This window comes from Pedobacter sp. UC225_61 (assembly GCF_044452285.1).
In the GTDB taxonomy this organism is placed as follows: Bacteria; Bacteroidota; Bacteroidia; order Sphingobacteriales; family Sphingobacteriaceae; genus Pedobacter.
This window is the reverse complement of the sequence record NZ_JBIOAL010000001.1, coordinates 2,812,998-2,835,486: the sequence shown is the minus strand read 5'-3', so window position 1 is coordinate 2,835,486 and position 22,489 is coordinate 2,812,998. Positions and strand designations below refer to the sequence as shown.

At 33.6% G+C, this 22,489-nt stretch carries 19 protein-coding genes; 14 read left to right on the top strand and 5 right to left on the bottom strand.

Annotated features, from left to right (window positions below; genetic code table 11):
• Positions 1-41: 41 nt before the first annotated feature.
• From ACHMWN_RS12945 to ACHMWN_RS12910, 8 genes are all read left to right on the top strand, one after another.
• Positions 42-1,187, top strand: coding sequence for a methionine aminotransferase (locus tag ACHMWN_RS12945; RefSeq protein ID WP_397301742.1), 1,146 nt, complete (start codon positions 42-44; stop codon positions 1,185-1,187).
• Positions 1,188-1,212: 25 nt separating this feature from the next.
• The gene (locus tag ACHMWN_RS12940) at positions 1,213-2,016 is read left to right on the top strand and encodes a nitrilase family protein (RefSeq protein WP_397301739.1); all 804 of its coding nucleotides are present in this window, start codon (positions 1,213-1,215) and stop codon (positions 2,014-2,016) included.
• Between the two features lie 15 nt (positions 2,017-2,031).
• Positions 2,032-3,066, top strand: a complete 1,035-nt coding sequence (locus ACHMWN_RS12935; RefSeq protein WP_397301737.1) for a N(4)-(beta-N-acetylglucosaminyl)-L-asparaginase — start codon at positions 2,032-2,034, stop codon at positions 3,064-3,066.
• A 3-nt stretch (positions 3,067-3,069) separates the two neighbouring features.
• The gene (locus tag ACHMWN_RS12930; RefSeq protein WP_397301735.1) at positions 3,070-3,813 is read left to right on the top strand and encodes a copper homeostasis protein CutC; all 744 of its coding nucleotides are present in this window, start codon (positions 3,070-3,072) and stop codon (positions 3,811-3,813) included.
• Complete coding sequence (locus tag ACHMWN_RS12925; protein WP_397301733.1) at positions 3,813-4,259, top strand: hypothetical protein; 447 nt, start codon at positions 3,813-3,815, stop codon at positions 4,257-4,259. Before ACHMWN_RS12930 ends, ACHMWN_RS12925 begins: the two co-directional genes overlap by 1 nt.
• A gap of 5 nt (positions 4,260-4,264) precedes the next feature.
• Complete coding sequence (locus ACHMWN_RS12920; protein ID WP_397301730.1) at positions 4,265-7,192, top strand: GH92 family glycosyl hydrolase; 2,928 nt, start codon at positions 4,265-4,267, stop codon at positions 7,190-7,192.
• Positions 7,193-7,359: 167 nt separating this feature from the next.
• The gene (lepA, locus tag ACHMWN_RS12915; protein ID WP_397301728.1) at positions 7,360-9,147 is read left to right on the top strand and encodes a translation elongation factor 4; all 1,788 of its coding nucleotides are present in this window, start codon (positions 7,360-7,362) and stop codon (positions 9,145-9,147) included.
• 11 nt (positions 9,148-9,158) lie between these two features.
• A complete protein-coding gene (locus ACHMWN_RS12910) occupies positions 9,159-10,040 on the top strand; it encodes a bifunctional 5,10-methylenetetrahydrofolate dehydrogenase/5,10-methenyltetrahydrofolate cyclohydrolase (RefSeq protein ID WP_397301725.1) in 882 nt (293 codons plus the stop codon).
• Here ACHMWN_RS12910 and ACHMWN_RS12905 read toward each other — a convergent pair whose 3' ends face one another.
• Positions 10,041-10,376, bottom strand: a complete 336-nt coding sequence (locus tag ACHMWN_RS12905) for a Rieske (2Fe-2S) protein (RefSeq protein WP_397301724.1) — start codon at positions 10,374-10,376, stop codon at positions 10,041-10,043.
• Between the two features lie 46 nt (positions 10,377-10,422).
• Here ACHMWN_RS12905 and ACHMWN_RS12900 point away from each other — a divergent pair, with 46 nt between their 5' ends.
• The 3 genes from ACHMWN_RS12900 to ACHMWN_RS12890 are packed head-to-tail and all read left to right on the top strand — an operon-like array spanning position 10,423 to position 13,432.
• Positions 10,423-11,046, top strand: a complete 624-nt coding sequence (locus ACHMWN_RS12900; protein ID WP_397301721.1) for a 7-carboxy-7-deazaguanine synthase QueE — start codon at positions 10,423-10,425, stop codon at positions 11,044-11,046.
• A gap of 49 nt (positions 11,047-11,095) precedes the next feature.
• Complete coding sequence (locus tag ACHMWN_RS12895) at positions 11,096-12,991, top strand: OmpA family protein (RefSeq protein WP_397301720.1); 1,896 nt, start codon at positions 11,096-11,098, stop codon at positions 12,989-12,991.
• A 6-nt stretch (positions 12,992-12,997) separates the two neighbouring features.
• The gene (locus ACHMWN_RS12890; protein ID WP_397301717.1) at positions 12,998-13,432 is read left to right on the top strand and encodes a DUF6526 family protein; all 435 of its coding nucleotides are present in this window, start codon (positions 12,998-13,000) and stop codon (positions 13,430-13,432) included.
• Here ACHMWN_RS12890 and kdsA read toward each other — a convergent pair whose 3' ends face one another.
• Entirely contained in the window at positions 13,433-14,248 is an 816-nt protein-coding gene (kdsA, locus tag ACHMWN_RS12885) for a 3-deoxy-8-phosphooctulonate synthase (RefSeq protein WP_397301715.1), read from the bottom strand.
• A gap of 37 nt (positions 14,249-14,285) precedes the next feature.
• Positions 14,286-16,475 carry a DNA helicase RecQ gene (gene recQ, locus ACHMWN_RS12880; protein ID WP_397303590.1) on the bottom strand — a complete coding sequence of 730 codons (2,190 nt, stop codon included), beginning with the start codon at positions 16,473-16,475 and terminating at the stop codon, positions 14,286-14,288.
• Positions 16,476-16,562: 87 nt separating this feature from the next.
• Here recQ and ACHMWN_RS12875 point away from each other — a divergent pair, with 87 nt between their 5' ends.
• The gene (locus tag ACHMWN_RS12875; RefSeq protein WP_397301714.1) at positions 16,563-17,528 is read left to right on the top strand and encodes an SIS domain-containing protein; all 966 of its coding nucleotides are present in this window, start codon (positions 16,563-16,565) and stop codon (positions 17,526-17,528) included.
• Between the two features lie 21 nt (positions 17,529-17,549).
• Positions 17,550-18,641, top strand: coding sequence for a mannose-1-phosphate guanylyltransferase (locus ACHMWN_RS12870; RefSeq protein WP_397301712.1), 1,092 nt, complete (start codon positions 17,550-17,552; stop codon positions 18,639-18,641).
• Positions 18,642-18,761: 120 nt separating this feature from the next.
• On the opposite strand, the gene rlmB is transcribed toward ACHMWN_RS12870, so the two are convergent.
• The gene (rlmB, locus tag ACHMWN_RS12865; RefSeq protein ID WP_397301710.1) at positions 18,762-19,538 is read right to left on the bottom strand and encodes a 23S rRNA (guanosine(2251)-2'-O)-methyltransferase RlmB; all 777 of its coding nucleotides are present in this window, start codon (positions 19,536-19,538) and stop codon (positions 18,762-18,764) included.
• Between the two features lie 188 nt (positions 19,539-19,726).
• Between rlmB and dnaB the strand changes: the two genes are divergently transcribed.
• The gene (dnaB, locus tag ACHMWN_RS12860) at positions 19,727-21,292 is read left to right on the top strand and encodes a replicative DNA helicase (RefSeq protein WP_397301707.1); all 1,566 of its coding nucleotides are present in this window, start codon (positions 19,727-19,729) and stop codon (positions 21,290-21,292) included.
• Here dnaB and chrA read toward each other — a convergent pair.
• Positions 21,289-22,488, bottom strand: a complete 1,200-nt coding sequence (chrA, locus tag ACHMWN_RS12855; protein WP_397301705.1) for a chromate efflux transporter — start codon at positions 22,486-22,488, stop codon at positions 21,289-21,291. The genes dnaB and chrA overlap by 4 nt on opposite strands.
• Position 22,489: the final 1 nt, after the last annotated feature.

Genomic DNA, 22,489 nt, shown 5'->3' with positions numbered 1-22,489 from the left:
ATAGCTATAATTTTATTGGATTATTGCTAATTTCGTAATGCATGATACTCCTTAATTCTAAACTCCCAACAGTGGGCACTACCATATTTTCGGTAATGTCTAAATTAGCTCAGCAACACAATGCGATTAATCTTTCTCAAGGTTTTCCAGATTATGCCGCCAACCCTAAATTAATAAATTTTGTAGCCGATGCTATGAAAGATGGTCATAACCAGTATGCACCAATGCAAGGTTTACAAGTATTACGTGAATTGGTTGCCAAAAAAATGGCTACACTTTATGGTACTAATTATCATCCAGAAACCGAAGTAACTATTACAGCTGGTGGTACTCAAGCTATTTTTACTGCGTTAGCAGCAATAATTAATCCTGGAGATGAGGTAATAATCTTTGAACCCGCTTACGATTGTTATTCGCCAACAGTAAAATTATTAGGCGGTTTAGTTAAACCATTCGAGCTACATGCCCCCAATTATTCGATAGATTGGGAAATGGTAAAAAAACTTTTTACCGCAAATACCCGAATGATTATTTTAAATAGTCCACACAATCCTTCTGGCAGTATTTTAAGCAAAGCTGATATCGAAGCTTTAATTAAATTAACAAAAAACACCGATATCTTAATCATAAGTGATGAAGTTTACGAGCATATCATTTATGATGGAGAACAACATCAAAGTGTTGCTTTATATCCAGAATTACAAGAGCGTAGCTTTGTTGTTGCTTCTTTTGGCAAATTATTACACACTACAGGCTGGAAATTAGGCTATTGTCTTGCTCCTGCTAAACTAATGACTGAGTTCAGAAAAGTTCATCAATTTAATGTTTTTAGTGTAAATACACCCATGCAACTTGGTGTTGCTAACTACCTTAAAAGTGAGAATGTATATGAAAGTTTACCGTCATTTTTTCAGCAAAAAAGAGATTTATTTAGATTGCTTTTAAGTGAGACTAGATTTAAATTATTACCTTGTAAAGGTTCTTATTTTCAATGTGTAAGCTATAGTGCAATAAGCGATGAAAAAGATAGTGATATGGCTAAACGATTAGTCACAGATTTTGGTGTAGCCGGAATACCTGTTTCTGCATTTTACACTAAAGCTACAGATGATAAGATCATACGCTTTTGTTTTGCAAAAGAACAAGATACCTTAGAAAAAGCCGTTGAAAGACTATTAAAAATATAATTTTCTGATCCTAAAGAATTATAAAATGGAAAGTCCACAATACTTAAACATACAGAACCTAAAAGTCACAGTTTTTCAGGCGTATTTGTTTTGGGAGAACATTGATAAAAATTTACAGAATATATCTTTGCGATTATCAGGTGGAGTTCGTGAGAAAACAGATCTAATTGTTTTACCAGAAATGTTTAACACTGGTTTTACCATGAAAGCCGAAGAAATGGCTGAAGAAATGGATGGTAAAACAATGCAATGGCTTCAAAAAACAGCTGAAAACTATGATTGTGTCATTACTGGAAGTCTAATTATTAAAGAAAAGGGAAAGTTTTATAATCGAATGATTTGGATGCTGCCAACTGGCGAATATCAATTTTACGATAAACATCATTTATTTGGTTTAGGAGATGAAGATGAAAATTATACTGCTGGAAAGAAACAATTAATTGTTGAACTTAAAGGCTGGAAAATCAGATTAGCCATTTGCTATGATTTACGCTTTCCAGTATGGTTGCGCAACAAAAATGCAGAATATGATATTTTATTGCTTGTAGCTAGTTGGCCAGATAAAAGATCTGCGCATTGGCGCACCTTAATTCATGCTCGTGCTGTAGAAAACCAAAGTTATGTAATTGCGGTAAATCGAGTTGGTCACGACGGTAATCAAGTTTACCATAGCGGCCACTCAATGTGTATAGATCCTTATGGAAACACTATTTATTACAAACCAGAAGATGAAGATTTATATACATTTAGTATCAATTATCCAGATTTGGAAAAAATACGCCGACAATTTCCATTTTTAAAAGACGCAGATAACTTTACTATAAGTTAAAATTTAGCATAAATTATGTTTAATAGAAGAAGATTTATAAAAACGTCTGCTTTATCAGCAGGTTTGCTTGCAGTAAGCAAAAATAGCATTGCTGAAGTTTTACCAAATAATACACAAAATGCTGTAAATAAACCAATTGTAATTTCTACATGGGATTTTGGTGTGGCAGCAAACGCTGATGCATGGAAAGTGTTGAGTAAAAATGGAAGATCTTTGGATGCGGTTGAACAAGGCGTTTGGGTGCCAGAAGCTGATGAATCTAATCAATCTGTTGGTTATGGAGGTTTACCAGATCGTGATGGAAAAGTGACATTGGATGCTTGTATAATGGATGAATTAGGAAATTGTGGTGCTGTTTTAGCTTTAGAACATATTAAACATCCTATATCTGTTGCGCGAAAAGTGATGGAAAAAACACCTCACGTAATGTTAGCTGGAGATGGAGCTTTACAATTTGCATTAGAGCAAGGTTTTAAGAAAGAAAATTTGCTAACACCTGCAAGTGAAAAAGCATGGAAAGAGTGGTTAAAAACTGCTAAATATGAACCTGTTATCAATGTAGAAAATAAGCTATATGATAAAGCAGCACCACAGAAACTACCAGGAAATCAATACAATCACGATACTATTGGTATGATTGCCATGGACGCTACTGGAAATCTTTCTGGCGCTTGTACAACAAGTGGAATGGCTTATAAATTACATGGTCGCATTGGTGATAGTCCAATTATTGGAGCGGGTTTATACATTGATAATGAAATTGGTGGTGCAACATCAACTGGTGTTGGCGAAGAGGTAGTAAGAAATGTAGGTTCTTTTTTAGTGGTAGAATTAATGCGTCAAGGTTATAATCCAGAAGAAGCCTGTAAAGAAGCGGTAATGCGTATCATTAAAAAGAAACCAGAAACTGCAAAAAACATACAAGTTGGCTTTTTAGCTATGAATAAAAAAGGTGAATATGGAGCCTATGCTATTCAAAAAGGATTTAGTTATGCAGTTTGTGATAGCAAAAAACAAGATTTAGTGATCAAAGGGAAAAGCTATTACTAGTAAATGAAAAATCTAGGATTAGAAGTCTGCGCTAACTCTTTTACATCGGCTTTAGCTGCTGAAACTGGCGGCGCAATCCGAGTTGAACTATGCGAAAATATGGCAGAAGGTGGTACCACGCCTAGTTATGCTCAAATCAAATTGTGTAGAGAAAAACTAAATATTCAAGTTTGGCCAATTATACGTCCTCGCGGTGGAGATTTTTTGTACAGTGATGATGAATTTGAGGTAATGAAAGAAGATATAAAAATCTGTAAAACTTTAAATTGTAATGGCGTAGTAACTGGCATCCTTTTATCTAATGGCAATATTGATAAAAAGCGTTGTGCCGAATTGATTAAACTAGCTCAGCCAATGCCAATAGCTTTTCATCGTGCTTTCGATATGGCTAATGATTTAGAAAAAGCTTTAGAAGACTTAATTGATTTAGGTTTCGTTCGAGTTCTATCATCTGGAGGAAAAGAAAATTCATATAAAGGCATTGAAACCTTAGCTAAATTAGTAAATAAAGCAAATGGAAGGATAGAAATCATGCCTGGATCAGGAATAAACCCACAAAATATCTTAGAAATAAAAGAAAAAACTGGTGCAACAGCTTTCCATTCTTCAGCCAGAATTAAAATAGCTAGCAAAATGGAATATAAAAACCAAACCAGTAAAATGAGCGCTGAAGGTGACGAATATCACTATGAGCAGACATCTTCTGTTTTAGTAAAACAGATGGTAGAAAAACTAAAATCAAATTAATGAAAACAATAAAAATAACCTTATTCTTTTTGCTTTTAGTGCTATCAATTCAAGCTCAAACTACCAAAACAAAAGCTCCAGAATTTGCTTTAGGCAATTTTATAGACGATTATGGAATTACGTACACAATAAATGATACAGTTTGGGTTCAGAATCCAACTTCAAAATATCACATTATTAAATGGAATCCTGAGAAACAATATTTAGTTGCTAAAAACGATGCTGCAAACAAAACAGATGCTAATAAATATACACGAATAGATTACATGACTTTTACAGGCATGGAACCTTGGAAATGGGGCTTCTGTTTAACTGTTTACGATGCCGAAACGGATAGCATAGCTGAACAAACTGCTTACGTCGATAGGCGAAATCCGAAAAAAGGATGTAATGGCTACCCATTCTCTCGCATGAAAAAACTTGAATCAAAGTCAACTACAAATTAATCTAAATGAAATTTTCGAAGCTATTTCTAACTCTTTTATTTTTAGCAAATTTTACATCTGCACAAACAAAAAAAGACTTTAATCAATATGTTAATCCATTTATTGGAACTGGTGGACATGGCCATACTTATCCTGGACCTGCACTTCCCTTTGGCATGATTCAACCTGGTCCTGATACAAGATTAGAAGGTTGGGATGGCTGTTCTGGTTATCATTACACGGATAATATCATTTATGGATTTTCTCAAACTCATTTAAGCGGAACAGGAATTGAAGATTATTGCGATTTTTTATTCATGCCTACAGTTGGTAAACCAGAATTTATAAATAAGCAGTATGCCTCTCCATTTCAAAAGAAAAATGAAAAAGCAAGCCCAGGATATTATAGCACTTTTTTAGATAAATACCAGATTAAAGCTGAAATTACCACTACTAGAAGAGCCGGTCTATATAAATTTACATATCCAAAATCAACAGAATCTAATATAATCATTGATTTAAAGCATCGCGATAAGGTTTTAGATAGTTGGGTAGAAATTGTAAATAATAGAGAAATTAAAGGCTATAGAAAATCAAGTTCATGGGCAAAAGGACAAGAATTGTATTTTCATGTTCGATACAATAAACCATTCAAATCATATGGAATTGCTATTAATGATGAAGTAAAACATGGATTAAAGAAAGCTAAAGGCACAAATCTAAAAGTATATATTCAATTTGAAACGGGTGATCAAGAAAGTGTATTGTCTCAAGTAGCAATTTCTGCTGTTGATGACGCAGGTGCATTAAAAAATTTAAACAGTGAAAAAGATGGTTTTGATTTTTCAAAAACGTTAGCTAAAGCGAAATTAGTTTGGAATAAGGAGCTTTCAAAAATTAATGCAGAAAGCACTAATAAAAAGAAATTAACTACTTTTTATACAGCATTATACCATAGTTTACTTAATCCAAATCTATACATGGATATAGACGGCCGATATCGTGGTTTAGATAAAAAAAAACACGTTGCAAAAGATTTCGAATATTATAGTGTTTTTTCTTTATGGGATACCTATAGAACAGAAAACCCTTTATTAACCTTAGTTGATAGAAAACGAACGCTTGATTTTATTAAAACGTTTTTGGAAATGCATAAACAAGGCGGATTATTACCAATTTGGCCTTTAGCAAATGATGAAACCTTTTGTATGATAGGAAATCATGCTATTCCTGTGATAACTGATGCATATGCTAAAGGAATTAGGGGTTTTGATGCTAAATTGGCATTAGAAGCGATGAAACATGCTGTCAATCGTAAACAGTTTGGAATTGATGTGTACGCAAACAATGGAGCCGTATTAGCTGATATTGAACATGAAAGCGCATCAAAAACTGTAGAATATGCATATGATGATTGGTGTGTAGCACAATTTGCAAAAATGATTGGAGCGGATGCAGATTACCAAACTTACATTACTAGAGCTCAGAACTGGAAAAATGTGTACGATCCATCAACTGGACACATTAGAGCAAGAAACAATGGAGGTTGGTGGAAACCTTTTAATCCGACAGAAGTAAACAACAACTATACCGAGGGAAACTCTTGGCATTATAGTTTTAGCACTCAGCAAGATGTAAATGGACATATGGATTTGATGGGTGGAGAAAAAATTTATCAAGAAAAATTGGATGAATTATTTACCACAAAACAAGGGTTAACAGGTCGCGATCAAAGCGATATTACTGGTTTAATTGGTCAATATGCACATGGAAATGAGCCAAGTCACCACATGGCTTATTTGTTTAATTTCACTTCTCATCCAGAAAAAACACAGTATTACATTAATAAAATAATGAATGAACAATACCATGATCAGCCTGATGGCTTAGCTGGAAATGAGGATTGTGGTCAAATGAGTGCGTGGTTGGTGATGAGTGCAATGGGAATTTATCCGGTTTCTCCAGGAAATAATATGTATAACATTGGAACACCATGGTTTAAAAAAATGACAATTAGTTTAGAGAATGGTAAAAAAATCATCATCTCTGCTCCAGCTAAAACTGATGCAAATTATTATATCAAAGGAATTTCTTTAAATGGAAAAGCTTACAGCAAATTATTTTTAAACTTTAATGATGTATCAAATGGTGCTAATTTAAATTTTACTTTATCTGCTACGCCGGATATGAACTATTTGAATAGCTTAGAAAAGCCTGTAATGAAGATTATACAAAATCTGATTGTTCCTAATCCAATTATTGAAGGCCCACAAGAAACTTTTAAAGATAAAGCTCAAATCACTATTACTTCTGCCCTAACAAATGCAGAAATATATTACACAATTGATGGTTCAACACCTAATAAATATTCGACCAAATATGTTTCTCCTTTTAGCATTGATAAAGATGTAATTATAAAGGCAATCGCTTATAAAAAGGGCTTTAAAACAAGTTACTTAAGTACAGCTATTTATAAAAAAATTACAACTAACTATACTATAAAAATTAACAGTGAAATTAATAAAAGTTTCACTGGAGGTGGTAATGATGCACTTATAGATGGTATTAGAGGTGGAATAAACTGGCGGGTTGGTAATCGTTGGCAAGGCTTCTGGGGTATAGATTTTGAAGGGATTTTAGATTTAGGCAAAGAGCAACATGTAAATTCAGTAAGTGTTGGTGCTTTACAAGATACACAAGCATGGATTATTTTTCCATCAGTAACAGAGTTTTACATAGCTGGAAATGATATGAATTTTAAATTAATTGGTTCGGTAAAAGCTCCCACTGATGCAAAAGATTATACTATCCAGATTAAAGAATTAACTGCTAAAGTGGATGCACAATGCCGCTACATTAAAATTATTGCTAAAAACTATGGAGTACTTCCTTCTTGGCATGAAGGTGTTGGTGGTAAAGCACATACATTTTTTGATGAAATAACTGTGAAATAATACTACAATTTTCATTTTCTAAAATTGAATTGATGTAGTATACTTTTTTGTTATAGTGAGCTTGTCGAAGCAAAAAATGTATTACATAAAGGCATAATGAATGAGCAACAAAACCACAGAAATTGCTTTTCAAATCTTTGCCTAAAAAAACTATCTTTGCAGCAAAGATGAAGCACATACGTAATTTTTGCATAATTGCACATATTGATCACGGCAAAAGCACTTTAGCCGATAGATTATTAGAATATACAGCGACGATTTCTCAACGAGAATCTCAAGCGCAATTGCTTGATAATATGGATTTGGAGCGTGAACGAGGAATCACGATCAAAAGTCACGCAATACAAATGAATTTCAAAATTGAAGGTCAAGAGTACAATTTTAATTTAATTGATACTCCTGGACACGTCGATTTTTCTTATGAAGTATCTCGTTCTATTGCGGCCTGCGAAGGCGCACTATTAATTGTAGATGCATCACAAGGTATACAGGCCCAAACAATTTCTAATCTTTATTTAGCATTGGAACATGATTTAGAAATCATTCCGATATTAAATAAAATGGATTTGCCTGGAGCGATGCCTGAAGAAGTAAAAGACCAAATTATTGATTTAATTGGTTGTAAAAGAGAAGAAATTATTCCTGCATCTGGTAAAACAGGAATGGGAATTCCAGAAATTTTACAAGCTATTGTAGACAGAGTTCCTGCACCAGTTGGCGATCCTGAAGCACCATTACAAGCTTTAATTTTCGATAGTGTATTTAACTCATTTAGAGGTATTATTGCTTACTATAAAGTTGTAAATGGCGAAATTAAAAAAGGTGATAAAGTAAAATTCATAAATACAGGTAAGGAATACTTAGCTGATGAGGTTGGTATTTTGAAACTAGATATGTCGCCAAGAAATTCTGTAAAAACTGGAGATGTTGGTTATATTATTTCTGGAATTAAGGAAGCTCGTGAGGTTAAAGTGGGCGATACGATTACTAATGTAGCAAGGCCATCATTAGAGGCAATTCAAGGTTTTGAGGAAGTAAAACCAATGGTATTCGCTGGTATTTATCCGGTTGACACAGATGAATTTGAAGAATTACGTGAAGCAATGCACAAGTTGCAACTAAATGATGCTTCTATCGTTTTTGAGCCAGAAAGTTCTGCTGCACTTGGCTTTGGCTTCCGTTGTGGTTTCTTAGGAATGCTACACATGGAAATTATTCAAGAGCGCCTGGAGCGTGAGTTCGATATGACGGTAATTACTACGGTTCCTAACGTATCTTACATTGCGCACACTACCAAAGGCGATGAAATTTTCGTAAATAATCCATCCGATTTGCCTGACCCAAGTAAATTAGATTCTGTAGAAGAACCATTTATAAAAGCAAATATCATTACCAAAGCTGATTTTGTTGGGCCAGTAATGTCACTTTGTATTCAGAAAAGAGGAACAATCATCAACCAATCCTATTTAACATCTGATAGAGTAGAATTGGTTTTTGAAATGCCAATGGGTGAAATTGTATTTGATTTTTACGATAAATTGAAAACCATTTCAAAGGGTTACGCATCTTTCGATTATCATCAAGTTGGTTATCGAAAATCTGATTTGGTCCGTTTAGATATGTTAATAAATGATGAGCCTGTTGATGCGTTATCATCTTTAATTCACCGTAGTAATGCTTATGACTTTGGAAAAAAAATCTGCGAAAAGTTGAGAGAATTAATTCCTCGTCAACAATTTGAGATTAAAATTCAAGCTTCAATCGGTGCAAAAGTTATTGCTCGTGAAACTTTAAGCGCCTTACGTAAAGACGTTACTGCAAAATGTTATGGTGGTGATATTTCGCGAAAACGTAAGTTGTTGGAGAAACAGAAAAAAGGTAAAAAACGTATGCGTCAAGTTGGAAACGTAGAAATTCCACAATCCGCATTTATGGCAGTTTTAAAATTAGATTAATAGTTAAATCAATGCAGCTACTTGACGGCAAATTCGCATCAGAAAAGATAAAAACAGAAATCGCGGCAGAAGCAGCTGCTTTTTTAGCACAAACTGGACGTAAACCTCATTTGGTTGCTATATTAGTTGGCAACGATGGTGGTAGCGAAACCTATGTGGCTAGTAAGATGAAGAATTGCGAGAAAGTTGGTTTTAAATCTTCATTGTTTAGATATGATAACTCGGTTACTGAACCAGAATTGTTAGCTAAAATTGAAGAAATTAATAAAGATGAAGATGTACACGGTTTAATCGTTCAATTGCCTTTACCTAAACATATCGATCCAGAAAAAGTGACCGAAACCATTGATTACCGTAAAGATGTTGATGGTTTTCATCCGGTGAATTTGGGCAGAATGATGCGCAATTTACCTTGCTTTATTCCTGCAACACCTTATGGAATTTTATTAATGCTACAAGCTTACAACATTGATACTACAGGAAAACATTGTGTTGTAGTTGGTAGAAGTAATATTGTGGGCAGTCCGATGAGTATTTTAATGGCTCGTAATGCAAACCCAGGAAATTGTACGGTTACGCTTACACACAGTAAAACAAATAATTTAAAAGAAATGGTTTTACAAGGCGATATTGTAGTTGCAGCAATTGGTAGAAAGAACTTTGTAACTGCTGATATGGTTAAACCAGGCGCAATAATTATTGATGTGGGTATAAACAGAGAAACTTCTACAGAAACTAAATCTGGTTTCAAGTTGTATGGTGATGTGGACTTTGACAATGTAGCTCCTATTGCTTCATGGATTACGCCTGTTCCAGGTGGCGTAGGTTTAATGACTATTGTTGGTTTATTAAAGAATACTTTGGCATCAGCTAAAGGAGAGATATATAGTTAATTATCCAAAAAGTCTTTTCCATAAACTTTCCTTGAAGCCTACATATAAGCCATCTTCTTTCAATTTTGTTGGATAAATGTTGATATAGTCTCCTTGCCCCTCCGCTCCTCTTCCTGTTTCTAAATTATATTCCCAGCGATGAATTGGGCAGACAATATTACCTTCTTTGCACCAACCACCGCTTAAAATCCCTCCAGCATGTGGACATGTATTTTGAATAGCTGAAAACTTGCCAGCGTATTTAATTACACAAATTTTCTTCCCATCTGCATTTCCCATTTCTACAAAATCTTCTCTTTCAGTTTCTTGTTTTGACAAAACCTTTACCCAAATCATCTTTTCTGCTTTTTTGAATGTGTATATTTGCGCTCTAATTTACAAAATGGCACACAATATACCAGAAGATGGCACACTACTTCCTTTAATGGAAGAATTTTACACAATACAAGGCGAAGGATTTAATACTGGAAAAGCTGCTTATTTTATTCGTTTAGGTGGTTGTGATGTAGGTTGTCATTGGTGTGATGTAAAAGAAAGCTGGGATGCAGAATTACACCCACTTACTTTAAGTGATGATATTGTAGCAAAAGCTGATACTTTTCCAGGAAAAGCAGTGGTTGTAACAGGTGGAGAACCCTTAATTTATAACCTTGATTATTTAACAGAAAAGCTGAAAGAGAGAAATATTTTAACTTTTATAGAAACTTCCGGCGCTTATCCTCTTTCCGGATCGTGGGATTGGATTTGTCTATCTCCAAAAAAATTTAAAGCTCCAAGACCAGATATCACGCCTTTTGCAAACGAATTAAAGGTGATTGTTTTTAATAAAAGTGATTTTGAATGGGCTGAAAAATATGCCGAAACAGTATCTCCTACTTGTAAATTGTATTTGCAGCCAGAATGGTCAAAATCAAAAGAAATGACACCATTAATTGTAGAGTATGTAATGGCAAATCCAAAATGGGAAATTTCCTTACAAACCCATAAATTCCTTAATATTCCATAAATATTCGATATTTTATTTACATTAGTCTAACATCAAATTGCTTGCTTAGATGAATAAACTATTGATTTTCTTTTTATGCTGGATGGCTTTTTCTGCTAATGCACAAAATTCTACTATTAAAAAAGCGCAAGAAAATTTTGATGATGCACAACAGTATTTAAGGCAAAACATTTACGATGAAGGCATTAAATATTTGGATGAAGCTATAAAAGCTGATCCAAAATTTCAACTAGCTTATATTCAATTAGGCGATGTGTATCGCAGATTAAAAAATTATCCTAAAGCAAAAGAAAACTACAGCAAAGCTGTAAGTTCCGCACTAGCTATAGAATCAAGAATTTATTATGTTTTAGCAGAAAGCGAGCTGCTTTCTGGAGATTATGCAAATGCTAAAGCCAATCTTCTACTCTTCCAGCAAAAATATACTGGTACAGATCAAGATCTCATTGCCAAAACAAAAAAGTACCTTTTAGATTGTGATTTTGCCATTACAGCAATTAAAACTCCTATAAAATATGAACCTATAAATATGGGTTTTTATATAAATAGTACTAATCGTGATTACTTTCCTGCACTAACTGCTGATGGTCAAACACTTATATTCACAAGAGTAACAGATGGAAATGAAGATTTTTTTATTTCAACAAAAAAGGAAAATGAGTGGCAGAAAGCACAACCATTAAGTGATAAAATCAACACACCAAATTTTAATGAAGGAGCCCAATCTATCTCCCCCGATGGGAAATATATATTTTTCACAGGTTGCAATCGTCCTGATGGCTTAGGACGTTGTGACATTTATGTTTCTAGAAAAGAAGGAAATGAATGGGGAAAGGCAATTAATTTAGGAAGAACAATTAATTCTGAATATTGGGATTCGCAACCATCGATTAGTGCTGACGGAAATACCCTTTATTTTGTAAGTAATCGCCCTGGCGGAATTGGAGGTTATGACATTTGGAAAAGTAATTTAACTGATGAAGGCAAATGGACCAATCCAGTAAATTTAGGACCAAAAATAAATACTCCCTATGACGAAAATACGCCATTTATACATGCAGATGGAAAAACACTCTATTTCTCGTCAGATGGCTGGCGAGGTTTTGGAAATAAAGATATTTTCTATAGTCGCATTACAGATAATGGTGAGTTTTCTACACCAATAAATTTAGGTTATCCAATTAATACGTTTAACGAGGAAATAGGTTTAACCATTAGTGCTGATGGTTTAGAAGGTTACTTTTCTTCAAACATTGAAGGTGGTGGATTTGGTGATTTAGACATATATCACTTTAAACTTCCAGAAAAAGCTAAACCTTTACCTGTAACCTATGTAAAAGGAATTGTTAGAGACAGAGAAACCGGAACATTATTAGAAGCAAATGTTTTGATTATAGATTTAAAGACAAACGCACCAGTTTTTAATGATTTTACTTCAAAAGAAACAGGAGATTTCTTAGCAGTGATGCCTATTGGAAGTGAATATTCTTTTAATGTAGAATCTGATGGTTATTTATTTAATTCACAGCACTTTGAGTTAAGTAAAGCAAATAACAATCAACCTTATCAGATTGAAATATTATTAGATAAATTAAAAGTTGGTAGTGATGTTATTTTAAAAAATATCTTCTTCGATACCAATAAATACGAGCTTTTACCAGCATCAATTGTGGAACTAAACCTCCTCACTGAATTACTTAAAAAATATGAAAACATTTCAATTGAAATACAAGGTCATACAGACAATCTTGGGGTAGCAAAAGAAAACGAAAAATTATCAGAAAATAGAGCAAGAGCAGTTTATGACTATTTAATTAATAACAGAATAGATAAAAAAAGGCTTACATTTAAAGGTTATGGTGAAACTAAACCTCGCTCTGATAATACAACAGAAGAAGGGAGACAACAAAATAGAAGAACAGAATTTACAATTATTAAAATTTAAATTAAAATGGAACAAAATTTCAAAAACCATACTCGCCTTGTACCTGGATTTCATTTTGTATTAGGCATACTAATAATTGTAGGCCTATTAGGTGCAAGCATAGGGATTTTTCATGCAATGAACACAACGAAATTAAACCTACATAATGCTGTACTGATTTTAATTTTATTTCTGATTGTCGCCTTATTATTTTGGTATAGTAGAAGTTTTGCCATAAAAGCACAAGACAGAGCTATAAGAGCCGAAGAAAATCTGCGTTACTTTTCATTAACTGGCAAACTATTACCAGCAGAATTAAGAATGGGACAAATTATCGCCTTACGTTTTGCACCAAATGATGAGTTTTTAAATTTAGTAGATAAAGCTGTCGCCGAAAAATTATCGGTAAAAGAAATTAAAATGGCTATAAAAAATTGGCGTGCAGATTACCACAGAGTTTAACTATAAAATAGCTTGTCTAACTCTTATCAGTTTCACCAATAATTCTTCTAAAAAAGCTAAATTCAACATATTAGCGCCATCAGATTTGGCATTCGCCGGATCTGGGTGAGTTTCTATAAATAAACCATCAGCTCCTACTGCAATTGCTGCTTTTGCAATAGTTGTAATCAATTCTGGTTTACCTCCAGTTACACCACTACTCTGATTAGGTTGTTGTAAAGAGTGTGTACAATCCATTACTACTGGTACACCAAAACTTTGCATTTCTGGTAAACCACGATAATCAACAATTAAATCTTGATAGCCAAAAGTATTTCCTCTATCGGTTAATACTACTCTATTATTTCCTGAATTTATGATTTTATCAACTGCAAACTTCATTGAACCAGCAGATAAGAACTGACCTTTTTTAACGTTGACAACTTTTCCAGTTTCTGCAGCTGCAATTAATAAATCTGTTTGTCTGCACAAAAAAGCTGGAATTTGTAATACATCTACATAAGCTGCCGCCATAGCTGCCTCTTTACTTTCGTGGATATCTGTTACTGTAGGCACATCAAATGTTTTACCTATTTTTTCTAGAATTTTTAATGCTTTTTCATCGCCAATACCTGTAAAAGAACTTCCTTTACTTCTATTTGCTTTACGATATGAACCTTTAAAAATATAAGGAATATTAAGTTTATCTGTTAATGTAACTATCTTTTCAGCAATGCGCAAAGCGATGTCTTCGCCTTCAATAGCGCAAGGCCCAGCCATTAAAAAGAAATTATTAGAATCTGTATGTTTTAATTTATCTATAGAAAAGTTGATCATAGTAGTATTTACGTATCCTCACAGGATTTTAGTTGTATTAGTTTCCTAATTCGGACATAAATTTAATCCGCATTAATTGTATTTCTTCGCGAGTATAATCGCTTTCACCTAAATCGTTTAGGGCTTCGTCAATCGAATCGTTATCAGCTGACCTAAAATAATCGAATACTTCATCCTGTCTATCTTCATCAATTACTTCATCAACAAAATAGCCTAAATTTAGTTTTGTACCTGAGTTTACAATAGCTTCAACTTCTTTTAAAATATCGAAATAAGTAATACCTTTTGATCGAGCAATATCTTCTAAACCAATCTGTCTATCAATGTTTTGGATGATAGAAACTTTTAAAGCAGATTTATTTGCCTGGGTTTTAATTACCAAATCAATTGGTCTTTCAATATCATTATCTTCTACGTATTTTTTAATGAGGTCGATAAACGGACTACCAAATTTTAACGCTTTACCGTGTCCTACACCAGAAATTTGTTTCAACTCATCCATTGCAATAGGATAATGCGTACACATTTCTTCTAATGATGGATCTTGAAAAACCACAAATGGAGGAACATTTTTTTGCTTAGCAATTTTCTTACGTAAATCTTTTAGTAAACCTAATAGCTGTGTATCTAAAGCTCCTGTTCCATGTTTTACATCGTCTTCATCATCATCGGCTGCGCTTTCTATCAGTTCATTTAAAATGAATTTTAAACTGTAAGGGTTTTCAATAAAATCTTTACCACTTTTAGTTAAATGCAATAAGCCGTAATTATCAATATCTTTTGAAACGAAATTATTTAATACAGCTTGTCTTATTAAGGATTTCCACAGGATTTCACCATCTTCTTTACCTGATCCAAATTCACGTAATTTATTTTGCTCATAAGCGATAGTTTGCGCCGTTTCACTGCCCATAAAAATGTTCAGTAAATGAGTATCGTCAAATTTTTCACCTGTAGATTCTATTAATTTAAGGAAAGTTAATAAATGCTGTTCAGCTTCGAATAGTTGCTTTGGCTTTTTACAATTATCGCACTTGCAATTACAGCCCGTTTCATTAAAGTTCTCTCCAAAATAATGTAATATCTGCTTTCTTCGGCATACGCCAGATTCGGCATAATCAATTACTTCTTTTAATATTTGTGTGCCTATTTCACGTTCTGAAACAGGTTTATCTTTCATGAATTTAGCTAGCTTATCTACATCTTTTTGCGCATAAAAAGCTAAACAAACACCTTCTCCTCCATCTCTTCCGGCCCTACCAGTTTCCTGATAATAGCCTTCCATACTTTTCGGAATATCATGGTGGATTACAAAACGTACATCGGGTTTATCTATTCCCATGCCAAAAGCAATTGTAGCTACAATTACCTCGGCATCTTCCATCAAAAATTTATCTTGAGTTTCTGCCCTAACTTTTGGCTCCAATCCTGCATGGTATGGTAAAGCCTTAATTCCGTTTAAATTTAAACTTTCGGCAACTTCCTCTACCTTTTTGCGACTCAAACAATAAATAATACCAGATTTACCTGTGTTATATTTAATATATCGGATGATCTCTTTAATGACATCACGCTTAGGTCTGATCTCATAAAATAAATTTGGTCTATTAAATGACGACTTAAACAATGTTGCATCGGTCATTTGCAGATTTTTTATGATGTCTTGTTGTACTTTAGGAGTGGCGGTAGCGGTTAACGCTATAATAGGAATTTCCTCCCCTAGGCCTGTAATTACTTGTCTTATTTTACGGTATTCAGGTCTAAAATCATGACCCCATTCTGAAATACAATGCGCTTCATCAACTGCAACAAAAGAAATCTTGAGCAATCTTAAAAAATCAATGTTTTCTTGTTTGGCTAAAGATTCTGGGGCAACATATAATAATTTCGTCTGCCCATCTAACAAATCACTCTTAACCTGAGTAATTTCTGTTTTATTTAGAGACGAATTAAGAAAATGAGCAATACTATCACTTCCGCCAAATGCTCTTAATTGGTCTACCTGATTTTTCATCAATGCAATTAGTGGAGAAATTACAATGGCTGTACCCTCACTCATTAATGCCGGCAACTGGTAACATATGGATTTACCTCCGCCAGTTGGCATAATTACGAACGTATTTTTTCCTTCTAAAACATTGGTAATTATCGACTTTTGGTCTCCTTTAAAATTATCGAAACCAAAGAAAGTTTGCAAATTATCAAACAACGACTTTTTCACGTCCATTTTTTGTATCAAATATTCTGTGCTATTATTGTTCAAAATAACATAATTTTGCAGTAATTAAAGCATCAATATACTAATAAATTCTCTTTGAAAAGTAAAAAATCTATTATCGAAACAGCTGTTTCAACTTTAAAGTTAGAATCAGAAGCTATTTTAAACCTTTTACAACATGTTAACGATGATTTTGTAAAAGTTGTACATGCTATTTTACAGAGCAAAGGACGTGTAATTGTAACTGGAATAGGCAAGAGCGCAATTATTGCACAAAAAATTGTTGCCACATTTAATTCAACTGGTACACCTGCAAGTTTTATGCATGCAGCTGATGCTGTACATGGAGATTTAGGAATGATTCAAAAGGATGATATTGTAATTTGTTTATCTAAAAGCGGAAATACACCTGAAATTAAATTGTTAGCGCCTCTTTTAAAACAGTCTGGCAATTTATTAATAGGAATGTTAGGTTCATTGGATTCTGATTTAGCTAAACAAGCAGATTTAATTTTAAATACAACAGTTGAAAAAGAAGCTTGTCCACATAATTTAGCTCCTACAACAAGTACAACTGCGCAATTAGCCATGGGTGATGCTTTAGCTATTTGTTTATTGGAAGAACGGGAATTTAATACAGAGGATTTTGCCCGTTACCATCCTGGAGGATCTTTAGGTAAGCGCTTGTATTTAAAAGTTGGTGACTTAGCAGCTAAAAATGAAAAACCAAGCATTTCTCCTTCAGCTTCTGTAAAAGATGTAATTATTGAAATTAGCAAAAACCGTTTAGGTGCAGTTGTTGTTATAGCAAATGATAAAATTTTAGGGGTAATAACAGATGGAGATATTAGAAGAATGTTAGAGAAACACACTGCTATTGAAAACATAACTGCAGCTGATTTGATGAGTGCTAATCCGAAAAGAATTGATAAAGAAGAGTTAGCATTATTAGCTTTAGAATTAATCAAAAAAAACAACATTACTCAGTTATTAGTTACCACTGGTGATACCTATTACGGAATGGTACATTTGCATGACCTTTTACAAGAGGGCATTATTTAAATTAAATTATCTTTGTAGTACATGAATAAAAATAACTACGCATTAATTATGGCCGGCGGTGTAGGCAGTCGTTTTTGGCCAGTAAGCAGAACAGGATTTCCAAAGCAATTTATAGATTTTTTTGGCGTAGGTAAAACACTTATTCAAAGCACATATGATAGATTTTTGCAAATCTGTCCCCCAGAGAATATCTTTATTGTAACCAATGAGATTTATGTTGATTTAATCAAAGAACAATTACCTTCAATAAAGGAAAATCAGATTTTAGCAGAACCAATTATGCGTAATACAGCTCCATGTATTGCTTATGGTTCGATGAAAATTGCTAAAATTAATCCAAATGCTGTTATTGTAGTTGCCCCATCAGACCATACTATTGCTAATCAAAAAGGCTTCATTCAGGCTATTGAGCAATCAATGGAGGCAGCGGCTAAAAATAATTGCTTAATTACTTTAGGAATTAAACCAAATAGACCAGATACTGGATATGGTTATATTCAATATGTTGATGAAGTTTTAAAAACAGATGACAGTATACACAAAGTGAAAACTTTTACTGAAAAACCTAACTTAGAACTTGCACAATCATTTATTAAAAGCGGAGATTTTCTATGGAATGCAGGGATTTTCATTTGGTCAGCTAAAGCTATTAACCTTGCTTTTGAAAAGCATTTGCCCGATATGCATGAGATTTTTCAGCAAGGAAATTCATTTTACAGCACGTCTAATGAAGTAGAATTTATTGCAAATGCTTATTTACAATGTACCAATATTTCTATTGACTTTGCCATAATGGAGAAAGCCGATAATGTATATGTTCTTCCAGCGGATTTTGGTTGGTCTGATCTTGGAACTTGGGCTTCTATTTACGAAATGGCTGAGAAAGATTATGTGGGTAATGCTGTTATTCCATCCGATCAAGTAATGATGTTCGATTCTTCTAATTGCATGGTAAATGTACCAGGCGAAAAATTAGTAATCTTACAAAGTTTGCACAATTATATTGTTGTTGAATCAAATAACACCTTATTAATTTGCCCACGTTCTGAAGAGCAAAATGTAAAAAACATTGTAGCAGACGTAAAAGCTAAATTCGGGAACAAATTTATTTAATCCATAAATCCCCTAAAGAAGGTTTATATAATGTAAATAAAAAGGAGCAGTCTGAAGTTGCTCCTTTTTATTTTATTTGAAATATTTTATGAACTATAGAAAGATAATTGCTTTTCATGTTCAGGGAATTTGGAGGTTTCTTTGTCTTACAGCTTCATACAATATTACACCTGCAGAAACTGAAACATTCAATGATTCTATTTTTCCTGCCATTGGTATTTTAGCTAAATGATTAGCAACTCGTAATAAATCATTTGATATTCCTTCATCTTCAGAACCCATTACAATTGCAGTTGGCATGGTGTAATCTGGTGCATAAATTAAATCGTTTGTTTTTTCTGTACACGCTACAATTTGCAAACCGCTATCTTGTAAAAACAGGCATATTTTACGCAAATTATCGTGTCTACATATTGGAATACTAAACAAAGCACCTGCAGATGTTTTTATCGCATCAGCATTAATCTGAGCAGCATTTTTTAACGGAACAACAATAGCATGTACACCAACGCAAGCCGCTGTACGAGCAATTGCACCCATGTTACGAACATCCGTTACACTGTCTAAAATTAAAATTAATGGTGTTTCTCCTTTTTCGAAAACTGATGGAATAATATCTTCAATGTTTTGATACGTTATTGGAGAAATCACAGCAATTACACCTTGATGGTTTTTTTGCGACATTCTATTCAACTTCTCAACTGGAACGGAATTTAATGGAATTAAGGTACCATGAAGTAAGGTTTTTAATTCTGTAAATAAATCTCCAGTTAAGCCACGTTGCAAATAAATCGTTTCAATATCTCGCCCGGCTTTAATCGCTTCAATTACAGCTCTTATCCCAAAAACAAATTCATTATTCTCTTTTACACGTTGTGGTCTTCTAAAATTATCCATACTTTCTAATCTGCTACAAAAGTAATTTAAATAAATTTCTATGGCGAATTGTTTAGGCGCTTATTAACATTTAATTGTGTAGAAAAAAATAAAAGATGTTAAAACAATTAAAAAATGCAACAACCTAACTAACAGTCTGTTTAAAAAGATTTAGAAATTCAATCTTTCTTTTGTATATTTTTGTTGGTATGATTACCGATAACGAACCACAAGGGCAAGGAAAATTTTCTACTTCAGCAAGAAAAAGCAGATTAGCTACTTCTATGAATACGATGGGCAAAATACCGCCTCAAGCAATAGATTTAGAAGAAGCAGTTTTAGGAGCCTTGATGTTAGAAAAAGATGCCTTATCTACCGTTATCGATATTTTAAAACCTGAAGTATTTTACGCAGAAGCACATAAAAAAATATTTGAAGCCATTCAACAATTGTTTCAAAAATCTAAACCTGTAGATATTTTAACTGTTACTTCAGAAATGCGCCAGCAAGGTACATTAGAGATTGTTGGTGGTGCTTATTATATTACTAACTTAACTAATCGTGTAGCATCTGCCGCAAATATTGAATACCATGCTCGTATAATTTCACAAAAATATATTCAACGTGAGTTGATTAGAATATCGACAGAGATTATTACTAATGCATACGAAGATACTACTGATATTTTCGATTTGTTAGATCATGCTGAAAAGAATTTATTCGATATAGCCCAAAATAATTTACGCAGAGATACGCAGAAAATGGACGAAATTATCAAGCAATCTTTAGCTACGCTTGAAGAATTACGTACAAAAACAGATGGTTTAACTGGTGTTCCATCTGGTTTTACTGATTTGGACAGAATTACGGGTGGTTGGCAAAAATCTGATTTGGTAATTATTGCAGCAAGACCTGCGATGGGTAAAACGGCTTTCGTACTTACATGTGCTCGTAATGCAGCAGTAGATTTTAAAAAACCTGTAGTAGTTTTCTCATTAGAGATGTCATCTGTTCAGCTAGTTAATCGTTTAATATCTGGTGAAACCGAAATTGAACAAGAGAAAATTAGAAAAGGTAATCTAGCAGAATGGGAATGGCAACAATTACACAGCAAAATTGGAACTTTAACAGAAGCACCTCTCCTAATTGATGATACTCCTGCCCTAAATATCTTTGAATTTAGAGCAAAATGCCGTCGTTTAAAATCGCAGTACGATATACAAATGGTAATTGTCGATTATTTACAGTTAATGCATGGTAAAGGTGAAGGTCAAGGTGGTGGCGGTAATCGTGAACAAGAAATTGGTAGTATTTCGCGAGCTTTAAAATCTGTTGCTAAAGAGTTAGAGGTTCCTGTTTTGGCGCTGTCGCAATTAAGTAGAGCAGTAGAAAATAGACCTGGTCAAAACGGTAAACGTCCATTGTTATCAGATTTACGCGAATCTGGTTCCATTGAGCAAGATGCCGACATGGTGTTGTTCCTATATCGTCCTGAATATTACGGAATTACTGAAGATGAGAATGGTCGTTCGCAAGCTGGTATTGGTGAGGTAATTATTGCGAAACACCGTAATGGTGAGACCGGAATTGTTCCGCTCCGCTTTATTGGTAAATATGTTAAATTTGCTGATTTGGAAGAGAACTTTATGCCACAGAATAGTTTTTCTTCTGAAAGTCAAATCATGCCATCTCAGAACTTCGAAAAATCTTCTGGAAACGTAATTATCAGACCATCTAAAATGGATGATTTTTCTGATGAGGATGCACCTTTTTAAATAAAAAAGCCTAAAAGTATTCCTGCCAAAATAATAAAAGGTGGACTAATTTTAGTAAAATTTAAAATCAAAAAGGTTGATATTAGGATAGATATGGGTAATACTTGAAATTCCATTGGTTTGATGAGCAATAAAAAAGCTGCTATAATAAAACCTACGCTTACTGCATTTATTCCAGCTAAGGAATATTTAATTCGGGTAATTTTTTTCAAATCGTCCCAAAAAGGAACAATAAATAATACTAAAATTAATCCTGGTAAGTTAATCCCTAAAACAGCTAAGGCGCCACCAAGAACTTGTCCCGAAATAGCATATCCACCTTGCTTCATACTTAATGCACCAAGATAACTTGTAAAAGAGAATGTTGGCCCTGGCAACACTTGTTGAACTGCAAAACCTGAAATAAAATCAGATTGCAATAAATAATGCTTCATTTCTACAAACTCTGTAAACATTAAGGGCACCAAAACTTGTCCACCCCCGAATACAAAAATTCCGTTACGGTAAAAATTTTCGAACAACCTGATTGGCAAACTAAAGGGAGATGTTCTATTAATAATTGCGCCTAACATTGCCATAAAAAGCAATACACCGATAAAATAAGATAATTTTCTAGGGTTAATATTCGAAAACAACCGCACCCTAATTTGTGCTTCATCGGTAGGTGTTCCAATTGCAGATGAAACCATCCCTCCTATTAAAATTGCTAGCGGAAAAACATAAGCATTTCTTAAAACCAATGTAGCTACTACTGCACCAAAAGCTAAAAATATAGCTACTTCATTTGTTAAAACTTTTCTGCCCAAATTATAGGCTCCATAAGCTACAATGCCTAATGCTATTGGATGTATGAATTTTAAAATTTCAATAAACTGTTGCTTTTGATCAAGCATAGCATAGCTGATGGCTGCTAATGTCATGATTGCGGCAGATGGTATAATCCATATTAAAAATGTAAGAATAGCAAGTTTTAAACCACCTACTTTATAACCAATACCAACTAATGTTTGTGTAGAGGCTGGGCCAGGTAATACCTGCGCCAATGCATTTAACTCTAATAACTCTTCTTCAGAAATGAAGTGTATATTTTTAACAAAGTATCTTAACAAAAGAGAAATATGAGCTTGTGCGCCTCCAAAAGCGGTAAATGTAAAAAAGATTACATTCCTAATAAATAAGAGCTGTCTTTTTGCCAAG

What these genes read in the sequence shown, in the direction of transcription:
- rlmB (WP_397301710.1), bottom strand. Translation starts at nt 19,538, where the DNA reads ATGGATAATTTTAGAAGACCACAACGTGTAAAAGAGAATAATGAATTT.
- ACHMWN_RS12920 (WP_397301730.1), top strand. Translation starts at nt 4,265, where the DNA reads ATGAAATTTTCGAAGCTATTTCTAACTCTTTTATTTTTAGCAAATTTT.
- recQ (WP_397303590.1), bottom strand. Translation starts at nt 16,475, where the DNA reads ATGGACGTGAAAAAGTCGTTGTTTGATAATTTGCAAACTTTCTTTGGT.
- ACHMWN_RS12930 (WP_397301735.1), top strand. Translation starts at nt 3,070, where the DNA reads ATGAAAAATCTAGGATTAGAAGTCTGCGCTAACTCTTTTACATCGGCT.
- ACHMWN_RS12870 (WP_397301712.1), top strand. Translation starts at nt 17,550, where the DNA reads ATGAATAAAAATAACTACGCATTAATTATGGCCGGCGGTGTAGGCAGT.
- lepA (WP_397301728.1), top strand. Translation starts at nt 7,360, where the DNA reads ATGAAGCACATACGTAATTTTTGCATAATTGCACATATTGATCACGGC.
- ACHMWN_RS12940 (WP_397301739.1), top strand. Translation starts at nt 1,213, where the DNA reads ATGGAAAGTCCACAATACTTAAACATACAGAACCTAAAAGTCACAGTT.
- ACHMWN_RS12945 (WP_397301742.1), top strand. Translation starts at nt 42, where the DNA reads ATGATACTCCTTAATTCTAAACTCCCAACAGTGGGCACTACCATATTT.
- ACHMWN_RS12895 (WP_397301720.1), top strand. Translation starts at nt 11,096, where the DNA reads ATGAATAAACTATTGATTTTCTTTTTATGCTGGATGGCTTTTTCTGCT.
- ACHMWN_RS12890 (WP_397301717.1), top strand. Translation starts at nt 12,998, where the DNA reads ATGGAACAAAATTTCAAAAACCATACTCGCCTTGTACCTGGATTTCAT.
- dnaB (WP_397301707.1), top strand. Translation starts at nt 19,727, where the DNA reads ATGATTACCGATAACGAACCACAAGGGCAAGGAAAATTTTCTACTTCA.
- ACHMWN_RS12905 (WP_397301724.1), bottom strand. Translation starts at nt 10,376, where the DNA reads ATGATTTGGGTAAAGGTTTTGTCAAAACAAGAAACTGAAAGAGAAGAT.
- ACHMWN_RS12900 (WP_397301721.1), top strand. Translation starts at nt 10,423, where the DNA reads ATGGCACACAATATACCAGAAGATGGCACACTACTTCCTTTAATGGAA.
- kdsA (WP_397301715.1), bottom strand. Translation starts at nt 14,248, where the DNA reads ATGATCAACTTTTCTATAGATAAATTAAAACATACAGATTCTAATAAT.
- ACHMWN_RS12925 (WP_397301733.1), top strand. Translation starts at nt 3,813, where the DNA reads ATGAAAACAATAAAAATAACCTTATTCTTTTTGCTTTTAGTGCTATCA.
- ACHMWN_RS12910 (WP_397301725.1), top strand. Translation starts at nt 9,159, where the DNA reads ATGCAGCTACTTGACGGCAAATTCGCATCAGAAAAGATAAAAACAGAA.
- ACHMWN_RS12935 (WP_397301737.1), top strand. Translation starts at nt 2,032, where the DNA reads ATGTTTAATAGAAGAAGATTTATAAAAACGTCTGCTTTATCAGCAGGT.